The sequence below is a fragment of the Enterobacter sp. CC120223-11 genome, assembly GCF_900215375.1.
Lineage (GTDB): Bacteria > Pseudomonadota > Gammaproteobacteria > Enterobacterales > Enterobacteriaceae > Scandinavium.
The window spans coordinates 93,953-107,120 of the sequence record NZ_OBEF01000009.1; the positions used below are offsets into that span (position 1 = coordinate 93,953).

Genomic DNA, 13,168 nt, shown 5'->3' on the forward strand with positions numbered 1-13,168 from the left:
GGAACTGCTAAAAACGCGGTGAGTGTAACACAAAAGCCATCAAGGAGAGAACCGGGCGGATCGTCCGCCCGGCTGAAGGATCAATGCGACGCTGCGTCGCTTTCCTCGGCATCCAGCACTTCTTCTTCCGGGCGCAGGACGCTGATCAGCTTGAAGATCAGGCTCAGCGCGATGCCGACGATGGTCGCCAGCGCCATGCCTTTCAGCTCCGCCGCGCCAATGTGCACTTTCGCACCGCTGACGCCGATGATCAGGATAACGGAGGTCAGGATCAGGTTCTGCGCTTTGCTGTAATCCACTTTGGATTCAATCAGCACGCGAATACCGGAGGCACCGATTACTCCATACAGCAGCAGGGAAACGCCGCCCATCACCGGGACCGGAATGATCTGGATGGCCGCCGCCAGTTTACCCACGCAGGAGAGCAGAATCGCAATGATCGCCGCGCCGCCGATAACCCAGGTGCTGTACACGCGGGTGATCGCCATAACGCCGATGTTTTCGCCGTAGGTGGTGTTAGGCGTGGAGCCGAAGAAACCGGAGATCACGGTGGACAAACCGTTGGCGAACATGGAGCGGTGCAGGCCCGGATCCTTAATCAGGTCCTTTTTCACGATGTTCGCGGTCACCACCAGGTGGCCAACGTGTTCCGCAATGACCACCAGCGCCGCAGGCAGAATGGTGAGAATAGCGAACCACTCAAAACGTGGGGTATAGAACGTTGGCAGCGCAAACCAGTGCGCCTGGCTGATGGCGGTGGTATCCACCATGCCCAGCGCGAAGGAAAGACCGTAGCCCACCAGCACGCCAATCAGGATTGGGATAATCGCCATAAAGCCGCGGAACAGCACGGAGCCAAACACCGTCACCGCCAGCGTCACCATCGACACGATGATCACTTTGCTGTCGACGCTCTGGCCGTCGGCAGGCAGCAGACCCGCCATGTTCGCCGCAACGCCCGCCAGTTCCAGACCGATAACGGCCACGATGGCCCCCATCGCCGCAGGCGGGAACATCACATCGAGCCAGCCGGTACCCGCTTTCTTAACGATGAACGACACCAGGCAGAACAGCACGCCACACATAATGAAGCCACCGAGCGCCACTTCATATCCCAGCGGCAGAAGGAGCAGCACCGGAGAAATAAACGCAAAGCTTGAGCCGAGATACGCCGGAATTTTGCCTTTGCATATGAACAGATACAGCAGCGTGCCGATGCCGTTAAACAGCAGGACCGTTGCCGGGTTAATATGAAAAAGCACAGGCACCAGCACGGTTGCGCCAAACATGGCGAACAAGTGCTGCAAACTAAGCGGGATGGTCTGCAAAAGCGGTGGTCTTTCACTAACCCCGATAGCGCGGCGCGTCATAGTAATATCCTCTGAGTGGGTTGTTGTTGTGTTTTAATCAAAAAAAAGCCGACTCTCAAAGTCGGCTCTTTTTAGTGAATCACTTACTTGGTACCAAAGATCTTGTCGCCGGCATCGCCGAGGCCCGGGATGATGTACCCGTGCTCGTTGAGGCCCTGGTCAATGGAGGCGGTGTACAGCTCGACGTCCGGGTGCGCTTTCTCCAGCGCGGCGATACCTTCCGGTGCGGCAACCAGTACCAGCACTTTAATGCTGCTACAGCCCGCGTTTTTCAGCAGGTCGATGGTGGCGATCATAGAGCCACCGGTTGCCAGCATTGGGTCAACCACCAGCGCCATACGCTCGTCGATGTTGGAGACAAGCTTCTGGAAATAAGGAACCGGCTCGAGGGTTTCTTCATTACGGTAGATGCCGACCACGCTGATACGCGCGCTCGGAACGTGCTCCAGCACGCCTTCCATCATGCCGAGGCCTGCACGCAGGATTGGCACAACGGTGATTTTCTTGCCTTTGATCTGCTCAACCTGCACCGGGCCATTCCAGCCTTCGATGGTGACGGTTTCGGTTTCCAGATCGGAGGTCGCTTCGTAGGTCAGTAAGCTGCCAACTTCTGAGGCGAGTTCACGGAAGCGTTTGGTGCTAATGTCATTCTCACGCATCAGTCCCAGCTTGTGTTTGACGAGTGGGTGTTTCACTTCCACAATCTTCATTCTCTTTCTCCTCTGAGGGGCAGCCACAAAAAAATCGCGGGATTATACCGCTTTTTTTCCGAAGCGCCATACCTGTTCGATCAAGTCAGACGATTAACACTCTGTTACTGATTATAAAATAAGGACAAAAATAAACCCCGCCGAAGCGAGGTTTTTGATTTCATTGACCGTCGGATGCGCTAACGCTTATCCGACCTACGGATTTCGTAGGCCCGTGTAAGCGAAGCGCCACCTGGCAATTACAGGTTCTCTCCGTTACTGGAAATCACCTTCTTATACCAGTCAAATGACTTCTTCCTGCTACGTTCCAGCGTGCCGTTGCCTTCGTTATCTTTGTCGACATAGATGAAGCCGTAGCGCTTTTTCATCTCGCCGGTGCCCGCAGAAACGAGGTCGATACAGCCCCACGGCGTGTAGCCCATCAGATCCACGCCGTCTTCTACTACGGCTTTTTTCATTTCCGCAATGTGCGCCGAGAGATAGTCGATGCGGTACTGGTCGTTCACGCTGCCGTCCGCTTCACGCACGTCGATTGCGCCGAAGCCGTTTTCCACAATAAACAGCGGCAGCTGGTAGTGATCCCAGAACCAGTTCAGAGAGTAGCGCAGGCCAACCGGGTCAATCTGCCAGCCCCAGTCGGATTTCTTCACGTACGGGTTGGACACCAGCGCTTTGGTTTCGTCGTAGTCCAGCTGCGGGTTGTCCTCGGTCGCTTTAGTGGCGAAGGACATGTAATAGCTGAAGCCGATGTAATCGACACAACCCTGCAGCAGCGCCGCTTTGTCTTCGGCGGTGATATCCAGCTCAAAGCCGCGACGGTCGAAGTAATTCAGCAGGTGCTGAGGGTATTTGCCGCGCACGTGCACGTCGGTGAACCAGTAGCGTTTATGCATGGCGTTCATCGCCATCATCATGTCGTCCGGCGCGCAGGTGAGCGGGTAAATTGGACACATAGCGATCATGCAACCGACCTGCAATGACGGATTAATTTCGCGGGCGATTTTCACCGCCAGGGCACTGGCCACCAGCTCATAGTGCGCCGCCTGATACATAATCGGTTCGCGATCTTCACCCTCTTCATACTTAATGCCAGAGTTAGTGAACGGCGCGAAATCTTCGTGGAAGTTAGCCTGGTTGTTGATCTCGTTGAAGGTCATCCAGTACTTCACTTTGTGCTGATAGCGCTCGAAGGCCACTTTCGCGAAGCGCACAAAGAAGTCGATAGTTTTACGGTTGCGCCAGCCGCCGTACTCTTTAACGAGGTAGTACGGCATTTCGAAGTGCGACAGAGTAATGACTGGCTCAATGCCGTACTTCAGGCACTCGTCGAACAGGTCGTCGTAGAACTTCAGGCCTGCTTCATTCGGCTCCAGTTCGTCGCCTTTCGGGAACAGGCGCGTCCAGGCGATAGAAGTACGGAAGCATTTGAAGCCCATTTCGGCGAACAGTTTGATGTCGTCTTTATAGCGGTGATAAAAATCGATCGCGTCGTGGTTCGGGTAGTTTTTTCCTGGCAGCACGCCGTCGGTGATTTCACGCGCCACGCCGTGGGCACCGGCGGTCATTACGTCGGCCACGCTTGGGCCCTTCCCGCCCTCTTTCCAGCCGCCTTCCAGCTGATGCGCCGCCACGGCCCCGCCCCACAGAAAATCGCTTTTAAATCCGGACATAACAACTCCCTCTTTAACGTTCTGACTGCTGATTAAAATGATAAACCGCGCCGAGCAGGCCGGCGTCGTTGCCGTGGCTCACGGTATCGACGTACTCGTCGATGCCAAACCAGGCCAGATGCTGTTTAAGCTGTTGCAGAAAGCCCGGGCGTTCGGTAATGCCGCCGCCGAGCAGAATGGTTTGCGGGTCAAACAGGTTGACCAGGTTATAAAGCCCGCTGGCAATGCCGTTGAAGAAATCCTCCACCAGCCGGACGCAAATGGCATCGCCCGCGTCATAAGCATCGAAAATCTCTTCGCCGCTGACGTCATCCAGCGGTTTGCCGGTGTGATGGCTATAGCGGATGCGCAGTACTCGCAGCGTGCAGGTGGCATTCATGGTGTAGTGCGTGGGATGGCGGCTGCCGGGCCTGTCGGTAAACATGTAGCCAAACTCTCCGCCGCGAAAGCGTGCGCCGCGCACCAATTGGTTGTTGCAGAAAATGGCCCCGCCGATACCTGTGCCGATGGTCAGTACCAGAAAGTCGCTCATCTCAGCGGCTTTGCCCTGCCAGCGCTCGGCCAGCAGCACGCAGTTAGCGTCGTTTTCAATGGCGACGGGCAAACGCGTGCGCTCCTGAAGCCACTCTTTAATCGCAAAATTATCGAATTTGCGGATAGCGCCGCCCATTTCGATAAAACCGGTGTGAGGATTCACATAGCCTGGTGCGCTGATGGCGATACCTTCGCACTCCGGGTGCGCGTTAATCCAGCTCAGGATCCCCTGTAGAATGGCGTCGCCGTCGCTCTCTTTGATGGCGATTTTTCCCTTCTCGAGGATCGCGCCTTCGTCCGTCACTACGCCCATTTTTAGCGCCGTGCCACCAATATCAAATGCGGCAATGTGCATCACACCCACTCCTCCTGAAGGCCATTTCAGAAACCGGTTTCAGTGCGATATTGTGTGCTGTGGCAATAACCTGCAAGCATTAAACCGCAACCGGTTTCATTTTCGTGAACGGGTTCAAATTTGCGCCCGGAACCGCCCCTGGCGTGTAAATTTTCGTCAGCAAAAGATATCCCTCGCTCAGGCTCGCAAACGTTTGCTTAGGCTGTTAGAATGGCGCCGATTTTATTTGCTAACGCCCTTCGTGGAGATTTGCAGTGACCGATAAAACCTCTCTCAGCTACAAAGATGCCGGTGTTGATATTGACGCAGGCAATGCTCTGGTTGACCGAATCAAAGGTGTGGTGAAGAAAACCCGCCGCCCGGAAGTGATGGGTGGCCTGGGTGGCTTCGGCGCGCTGTGCGCACTGCCGCAAAAATATCGTGAGCCAGTGCTGGTTTCCGGCACGGATGGCGTCGGCACCAAGCTGCGCCTGGCAATGGATCTCAAACGTCACGACACTATCGGCGTCGATCTCGTGGCGATGTGCGTTAACGACCTGGTGGTTCAGGGCGCTGAGCCACTGTTCTTCCTCGATTATTACGCCACCGGTAAACTGGATGTCGATACCGCCGCCAGCGTTATTTCCGGCATCGCCGAAGGCTGCTTACAGTCTGGCTGCGCGCTGGTTGGCGGTGAAACGGCAGAAATGCCGGGCATGTACCACGGTGAAGATTATGACGTGGCAGGGTTCTGCGTCGGCGTGGTGGAAAAATCAGAGATCATCGACGGCAGCAAAGTGGCCGACGGCGACGTGCTGATCGCCCTGGCCTCCAGCGGCCCGCACTCCAACGGCTATTCCCTGGTGCGTAAAATCATCGAAGTGAGCGGCTGCAACCCGGAAACCGAAGAGCTGGACGGCAAATCGCTGGCCGATCACCTGCTGGCCCCGACCCGCATCTACGTGAAAAACGTGCTGGAGCTGATTGCGAACGTTGACGTTCACGCCATCGCCCACCTCACCGGTGGCGGCTTCTGGGAAAACATTCCGCGCGTGCTGCCGGACAACACTCAGGCCGTGATCGACGAATCCTCCTGGCAGTGGCCGTCCGTGTTCAACTGGCTGCAAAAAGCGGGCAACGTCAGCCAGCACGAAATGTACCGGACCTTTAACTGCGGCGTGGGCATGGTCATTGCGCTGCCTGCGGCAGAAGCAGACAAGGCCGTGGCGCTGATGAACGAGAAAGGTGAAAACGCGTGGAAAATCGGGTATATCAAAGCATCCGATTCTGAACAGCGTGTGGTCATCGAGTAATGAAAAACATTGTGGTGCTGATTTCCGGCAACGGAAGCAACTTGCAGGCGATTATCGATGCCTGCAAGCAGAAGAAAATCAACGGCACCCTGCGTGCAGTGTTCAGCAATAAGGCCGACGCGTTCGGCCTGGAACGCGCCCGTGAAGCGGAGATCCCGGCTCATGCGCTCTCCGCCAGTCAGTTTTCCAGCCGCGAAGCCTTTGATCGCGAGCTGATGCAGGAAATTGATGCTTATGCACCCGACGTGGTGGTGCTGGCGGGCTATATGCGCATTCTCAGCCCGGCGTTCGTCGCACACTATCAGGGACGTTTGCTGAACATTCACCCTTCCCTGCTGCCGAAATATCCGGGCCTCAACACTCACCGTCAGGTGCTGGACAATGGCGACGAAGAGCACGGTACCTCTGTGCATTTCGTGACCGACGAGCTGGACGGCGGCCCTGTTATCCTTCAGGCCAAAGTGCCGGTCTTCGCCGGTGACACGGAAGAAGAAATTACTGACCGGGTGCAGCATCAGGAGCACGCCATTTATCCCCTGGTCGTCAGCTGGTTTGTTGACGGTCGTCTGGAGATGAAAGGCAACAGCGCCTTGCTCGACGGCGTTCAACTGCCGGCTCAGGGCTACGCTTCCGAAGAGTAATTTATTGTCGGGTGGCGCTCCGCTTACCCGACCTCTCCTTCACATCCCAACCTCCTAATATCCCCTGAGAAAAAATTTACTGTCATACTTTTCTGGCACAGTTGGACATAACAGGTCAAAGCTCGCCATAATGTGAGAGCTGTCCGCGTCAATCAACCGGAGTGTGAGAAGTAATGGGTCAGGATAAGCTTTATATCGAAAAAGAACTGAGCTGGTTGTCGTTTAACGAGCGCGTTCTTCAGGAAGCGGCGGATAAAAGCAACCCGTTGATAGAACGTATGCGGTTTTTGGGGATCTACTCCAATAACCTGGATGAGTTCTACAAGGTGCGTTTTGCCGAACTCAAGCGCCGCATTATTATCAGTGAAGAACAAGGCATTACCGCTCATTCCCGTCATTTACTCGGCAAAATTCAGGCCCGAGTGCTGAAGGCCGATCAGGAGTTCGACAGCCTTTATAATGAGCTGCTGCTGGAAATGGCCCGCAACCAGATCTTCCTGATTAACGAACGCCAGCTCTCGGTCAACCAGCAAGGCTGGTTACGTCACTACTTCAAACACTATCTTCGCCAGCACATCACGCCGATCCTCATTAACCGTGAAACCGATCTGGTGTCGTTCCTGAAGGACGATTACACCTATCTGGCCGTGGAGATTATTCGCGGCGAAGAAATCAGCTACGCGCTATTGGAAATTCCGTCGGACAAGGTGCCGCGCTTTGTGAACCTGCCGCCGGAAACCCCGCGCCGCCGCAAGCCGATGATCCTGCTGGATAACATTCTGCGCTATTGCCTCGACGATATCTTTAAAGGCTTCTTTGATTACGACGCGCTGAACGCCTACTCGATGAAAATGACCCGTGATGCCGAGTACGACCTGGTGCACGAGATGGAATCGAGCCTGATGGAGCTGATGTCTTCGAGCCTCAAGCAGCGTCTGACCGCCGAACCGGTGCGCTTTGTTTATCAGCGCGACATGCCGGACGCGATGGTCGAAATGCTGCGTAATAAATTTGCCATCACCCGCTATGACTCCATCGTGCCGGGCGGGCGCTACCACAACTTTAAAGACTTTATCGGCTTCCCGAACGTCGGCAAAGCAAACCTGGTGAACAAGCCGCTGCCGCGCCTGCGTCATATCTGGTTTGATAAATTCCGCAACGGCTTCGACGCCATCCGCGAACGCGACGTGCTGCTCTACTACCCGTACCACACCTTCGAGCACGTGCTGGAACTGCTGCGTCAGGCATCGTTTGACCCGAGCGTGCTGGCCATCAAAATCAATATTTACCGCGTGGCGAAAGACTCCCGCATTATTGATTCGATGATCCACGCCGCCCATAACGGTAAGAAAGTCTCCGTGGTGGTTGAACTGCAGGCGCGCTTCGATGAAGAGGCCAACATCCATTGGGCGAAGCGGCTGACGGAAGCGGGCGTGCACGTTATCTTCTCCGCGCCGGGCCTGAAAATTCACGCCAAGCTGTTCCTGATTTCCCGTAAAGAAGGCGATGACGTGGTGCGCTACGCGCATATCGGCACCGGCAACTTTAACGAGAAGACCGCCCGTATCTACACAGACTACTCGCTGCTGACCGCCGACGCGCGCATCACCAACGAAGTACGTCGGGTGTTTAACTTCATCGAGAATCCGTATCGCCCGGTGAATTTCGATTATCTGATGGTGTCGCCGCAGAACTCGCGTCGCCTGTTGTACGAGATGATCGACAACGAAATTGCCAACGCCCAGAAAGGGTTGCCGTCGGGCATTACGCTGAAGCTGAACAACCTGGTCGACAAAGGCCTGGTGGACAGGCTCTATGCGGCCTCTGGCTCTGGCGTGCCGGTAAACCTGCTGATTCGCGGCATGTGTTCTCTTATTCCGCAGTTGGAAGGCATCAGCGAAAATATTAACGTCATCAGCATCGTTGACCGTTACCTGGAGCACGATCGGATCTATATTTTCGAAGATGGTGGCAATAAAAAAGTGTGGCTGTCTTCCGCCGACTGGATGACGCGCAACATTGATTACCGTATCGAAGTCGCAACGCCGCTGCTCGATCCACGCCTGAAGCAACAGGTTCTGGACATCATCGATCTGCTGCTCAGCGACACCGTGAAAGCCCGTTTTATCGACAAAGAACTGAGTAATCGCTATGTGCCCCGCGGCAACCGCCGCAAAGTCCGGGCCCAGCTGGCGATTTACGACTATATCAAAACCCTAGAGCAACCTGACTAATCTATGCCCATAAAAACCAAAACGTCACGCCCGCAGGAGATTGCTGCGGTCGACCTGGGATCGAACAGTTTTCATATGGTGATCGCGCGCGTCGTCGACGGTGCGCTGCAGATTATTGGCCGCCTGAAACAGCGCGTCCATCTGGCCGACGGCCTGAATGAAAACAACATGCTCAGTGAAGAAGCGATGGAACGCGGCCTGAATTGTCTGTCACTGTTTGCCGAGCGCCTTCAGGGGTTCTCACCGGCGAACGTGGTTATCGTCGGCACCCATACGCTGCGCCAGGCGCTGAACGCGCCGGAGTTTCTCAAGCGGGCCGAAAAGGTTATCCCCTACCCGATTGAAATCATTTCGGGGAACGAAGAAGCGCGCCTGATCTTTATGGGCGTGGAGCACACGCAGCCGGAAAAAGGCCGCAAGCTGGTGATTGATATCGGCGGCGGCTCGACGGAGCTGGTGATTGGCGAAGACTTCACGCCGCAGCTGGTAGAAAGCCGCCGCATGGGCTGCGTCAGCTTCGCCCAGATGTTCTTCCCGGGCGGCGCTATCAGCAGAGAGAACTTCCAGCGTGCCCGTCTCGCGGCGGTTCAGAAGCTGGAGACGCTCTCCTGGCAGTACCGCATTCAGGGCTGGAACGTGGCGATGGGCGCATCCGGCACCATCAAGGCGGTGCATGAAGTGCTGGTCGAAATGGGCGAGAAGGACGGCATTATCACCCCTGAGCGTCTGGAGATGCTGGTGGCCGAAGTGCTGAAGTTTAAAAACTTCAGCGCGCTCAGCCTGCCGGGGTTATCAGAAGATCGTCAGGCGGTCTTCATGCCTGGCCTCGCTATTCTGTGCGGCGTGTTCGATTCGCTGGCCATCAAAGAGCTACGCCTCTCTGACGGCGCACTGCGCGAAGGCGTGCTGTACGAAATGGAAGGCCGCTTCCGCCACGATGATATTCGCAGCCGCACCGCCGAGAGCCTGGCCAGCCAGTACAACGTTGACCGCGAACAGGCGCGCCGTGTGCTGGAAACCACGAACAGCATGTATGAACAGTGGGTGGAGCAGAACGCGAAGCAGGCGCATCCTCAGCTGGCCGCGCTGCTGAAGTGGTCGGCGATGCTGCATGAGGTTGGGTTGAATATCAACCACAGCGGAATGCATCGCCATTCGGCATACATTCTGCAAAACAGCGACCTGCCGGGCTTTAATCAGGAACAGCAGATGCTTATCGCCACGTTGGTTCGCTATCATCGCAAAGCGGTAAAGCTCGACGACCTGCCGCGCTTCACGCTGTTTAAGAAAAAGCAGTTCTTGCCGATGATCCAGCTGCTGCGCCTCGGCGTGCTGCTGAACAACCAGCGACAGGCGACAACCACGCCGCCGACGTTGAAGCTCACCACCGAAGCCAATCACTGGACGCTGTGCTTCCCGCACGACTGGTTTAGCCAGAATGCGCTGGTGCTGCTCGACCTGGAAAAAGAGCAGCAGTACTGGCAGGCGGTCACCGGCTGGATGCTGAAAATTACCGAAGAAGAAGCCTCACCAGATATCGCGGCCTGACGGCTGCGGTTCACTTCCTGCGGCAGCCAGGCCTTCTAAAGGTTCTGGCCTGCCGATATAAAAGCCCTGCACATAGTCAATGCCGAGCGCCATCACCGCCTGATGCACCTCTTCCGATTCCACAAACTCTGCCACCACCTGCATGTTCTTCATTCGCGCCAGCTGACAAATGGAAGAGACTATCTGGTAGTCCAGACTGCTCGAGAGCAGATTCTGGATAAAGCCTCCATCAATCTTCAGGATATCGGCACTCACTTTTTTCAGCCGCGCATAGCTGGCGTAGCCGGCACCGAAATCATCAATGGCAATCCGACAACCGAGCGTCTGGAGCTGCTCCATATTTTGCATCGCCTGCTCAGGGTGGTTCAGCGACTGCGTTTCGGTTATCTCAAACACCAGTTGCCAGCCCTGAATATTATAACGCAGGAGCAGGCCAGCGACCGTTTTGGCGAACTGCGAACCGCAGGCCGAAGCAGATGAAATATTGATCGACAAACGCAGACCCGGCAGCGTTTCGCGACAGCTGTCCATAAAGATAAGCGTATGCTCCAGCACCCACAGATCGATCCGCGAAGAGAGACCAAACTCATGGGCCACGGGCAAGAAATCATCCGGGAAGATCAATTGATCGTTCTCACCCTGCATACGGAGCAGTACTTCATGATAATTGTCGCCACGGCTCCCAACGATCGGCTGGGCCATCAGGCAAAAGCCATCATGTTCCAGCGCCAGCTGCAGACGGTTCATCATGGTCACTTTATCTTTCAGCCGCTGCTGCAGGTGCACGGTATTACGGTGCTGTAAATTCTCAGGAGAGCCCGTAATCAGAGAAGCATTCGCAATGGTGCTAAGCTCTCCCAGCAGCATCGGCAACTGCTGAACCGGGGAGCGGACGTGGCAGTAGCTGACGCCAACGTTGGGCTGCAGCGGCATGCCGTCCCAAATAAAGCGGAATTTTTTGATAAGCGTATCGATGGCAGCAATGCGCGTCTCATGGGCGTCCGTATTCAGGCGAATAACCAGATCGTGGCCGGAGAGCTGATAAATGCTTTCTCCCTCCAGGAGGGCAGACTCCACCCATTTCCCCAGATTTTGCTTGTACTGGATCCTCACCATCATGCCGTAGTGCCGCCCAAGCACTTCCAGCTCCGGAATGCGCAGGAAGCAAAGCACCGACCACGGCGTGGCTGAGAGCTTACGGCTCAGCGCCCACAGATTAGGCATCTGAACAACGGGGTCGATGTAGGCCATGCGCTTCACCCGGGCATGGATTCTGCGCTGCTGTGTGGCAAGCATCGCCATATACATCACGATAAAGGAGAACACCAGATAGCTTGACGAAGTGATCGCCAGCTGGTTGCTGTAGCTCGGGTACAGAGGCAAGTAGCGATAATAGAAGTGAATCGTCACAATGAGCACCAGCGTCCACACGATGGACATCAGGCGATAGCCAAAGCGCATTGCCCCCCACAGCATGACCGGCAGCAGCAGGGAAAGCGTGTAGTTAGTGGTAAAGATAGACGCGGCATTCGCATCCGGGATGAACAGCAATCCGGTTATCACCAATAAGATTAACAACCAGAATGCGATCTCCGTCTTCGAAGCTTTAGCGTCAATCTGCAGACGAAGCCGGGAGTAAAAAGAGCGTAAATATAACGGATTACGGATAGTCCTGATCGCCAGATAGCAAAGCGGAACGCCCGTTAAGCACCCCATCAGCATGGACTGATAGTTAATCAGACTGTGCAGCGTCATTGGCCCAGCGCCCGCCAGCGAAATACGGGCTGGAAGAATGTTAAAAAAGACGCAGGCCAACAGCAGCAGCTGAAACAGCGTGGCGGGGAAAAATACCTGCCAGAACAGCCGCTGCGGCATCAGCCGCGTGCAGTCGTAGGCGATAGCGTGTCGGCGGGGGACAAACACCCGATAGCCGCCCCAGCTCAGGATAATCGGAATTAAAAAATGGAAGACGATAACGATACGCTCCGGCATCGACATGTCATGCGCGATGATAAACCAGATGCCCAGCGCGATGCCGGGAAGTGCTTCCCAGCCAAAGAAAAGCATCATCGTCAGCAGGAATGCTAACGGGAGATAGTAGAGCGAGACGATACCGCCATCGATACGCGCGAAGGTGTCCGCGCTGCGGGCGACAGGTAACAAGACCAGCGGCAGGATAAGCGGAAGTCCCCACCATTTATCACGATTATTTTTATAAAACTCAGTAAGGTGCATAGTTGCTCAACAGAGGACCCGATTCCCGATGGGCAAGTTCAGACAGGTTTCCAACCTGGTTTTGAATCCCCGAATAAATCGCAGCCTGGAATGGGGCAAGAGATTATAATCAGCAGCAGTGATGGCGATTTGACTTAAATCAAAATAAATAACGACGGGGGTGACGGCTTATTCAGCTGATTCTCTCATAAGCCTGTTGTGCCATTCCCACTTGATTTGCGCAATTTTCACCCAATTGTTAATTGACCCGGCTGCCCCGCTGTGCCTTAATATGCCTGTCGCCCAAATCGGGTATTTTTCAAGGAACCCTCCGTGAGCCAGGCAACACCAATGCGCAAACGACACCAGTTCAACAGCCGCATGACCCGGATCATCATTCTTATCAGCTTCCTCTTTTTCGTTGGCCGCTTTATCTATTCCTCCGTAGGTGCCTGGTATCATCATCAGGACAAGAAAGCCGCACAACAGTCAAGCCTGGTCACAGAATCTCAGCTGCGTGCAGAAAAAAACTAGCGCCCTGCATTCCTCGCTTCTTCCCTGAATTTGCATCCTGCGGCAAAACCTAGCACGATGAAGGTC

Annotated in this window: 10 protein-coding genes; 5 read left to right on the forward strand and 5 right to left on the reverse strand. The window is 55.2% G+C overall.

The window, feature by feature from the left end; all coding sequences use genetic code 11:
- Positions 1-80: 80 nt before the first annotated feature.
- From uraA to bglK, 4 genes are all read right to left on the reverse strand, one after another.
- Entirely contained in the window at positions 81-1,370 is a 1,290-nt protein-coding gene (gene uraA, locus CRO87_RS12375; protein ID WP_097163248.1) for a uracil permease, read from the reverse strand.
- A gap of 83 nt (positions 1,371-1,453) precedes the next feature.
- Entirely contained in the window at positions 1,454-2,080 is a 627-nt protein-coding gene (gene upp, locus CRO87_RS12380) for a uracil phosphoribosyltransferase (RefSeq protein WP_097163249.1), read from the reverse strand.
- A 239-nt stretch (positions 2,081-2,319) separates the two neighbouring features.
- Complete coding sequence (locus CRO87_RS12385) at positions 2,320-3,750, reverse strand: 6-phospho-beta-glucosidase (protein ID WP_097163250.1); 1,431 nt, start codon at positions 3,748-3,750, stop codon at positions 2,320-2,322.
- A gap of 13 nt (positions 3,751-3,763) precedes the next feature.
- Complete coding sequence (bglK, locus tag CRO87_RS12390; RefSeq protein ID WP_097163251.1) at positions 3,764-4,639, reverse strand: beta-glucoside kinase BglK; 876 nt, start codon at positions 4,637-4,639, stop codon at positions 3,764-3,766.
- A 254-nt stretch (positions 4,640-4,893) separates the two neighbouring features.
- On the opposite strand from bglK, the gene purM reads away from it, so the two are divergent.
- The 4 genes from purM to ppx all read left to right on the forward strand — a co-directional run bounded on the left by purM (position 4,894) and on the right by ppx (position 10,354).
- Positions 4,894-5,931 carry a phosphoribosylformylglycinamidine cyclo-ligase gene (purM, locus tag CRO87_RS12395; RefSeq protein WP_097163252.1) on the forward strand — a complete coding sequence of 346 codons (1,038 nt, stop codon included), beginning with the start codon at positions 4,894-4,896 and terminating at the stop codon, positions 5,929-5,931.
- The gene (gene purN, locus CRO87_RS12400) at positions 5,931-6,572 is read left to right on the forward strand and encodes a phosphoribosylglycinamide formyltransferase (protein WP_097163253.1); all 642 of its coding nucleotides are present in this window, start codon (positions 5,931-5,933) and stop codon (positions 6,570-6,572) included. Before purM ends, purN begins: the two co-directional genes overlap by 1 nt.
- Positions 6,573-6,745: 173 nt before the next feature.
- A complete protein-coding gene (ppk1, locus tag CRO87_RS12405) occupies positions 6,746-8,806 on the forward strand; it encodes a polyphosphate kinase 1 (protein ID WP_097163254.1) in 2,061 nt (686 codons plus the stop codon).
- A 3-nt stretch (positions 8,807-8,809) separates the two neighbouring features.
- Complete coding sequence (gene ppx / locus CRO87_RS12410; protein WP_097163255.1) at positions 8,810-10,354, forward strand: exopolyphosphatase; 1,545 nt, start codon at positions 8,810-8,812, stop codon at positions 10,352-10,354.
- Here ppx and CRO87_RS12415 read toward each other — a convergent pair.
- Positions 10,334-12,589, reverse strand: coding sequence for an EAL domain-containing protein (locus CRO87_RS12415; protein WP_097163256.1), 2,256 nt, complete (start codon positions 12,587-12,589; stop codon positions 10,334-10,336). The two genes, ppx and CRO87_RS12415, sit on opposite strands and share 21 nt — an antisense overlap.
- A gap of 312 nt (positions 12,590-12,901) precedes the next feature.
- On the opposite strand from CRO87_RS12415, the gene CRO87_RS12420 reads away from it, so the two are divergent.
- Positions 12,902-13,102 (forward strand): YfgG family protein, encoded by a 201-nt coding sequence (locus tag CRO87_RS12420; RefSeq protein WP_097163257.1) that lies wholly within the window; start codon positions 12,902-12,904, stop codon positions 13,100-13,102.
- Positions 13,103-13,168: the final 66 nt, after the last annotated feature.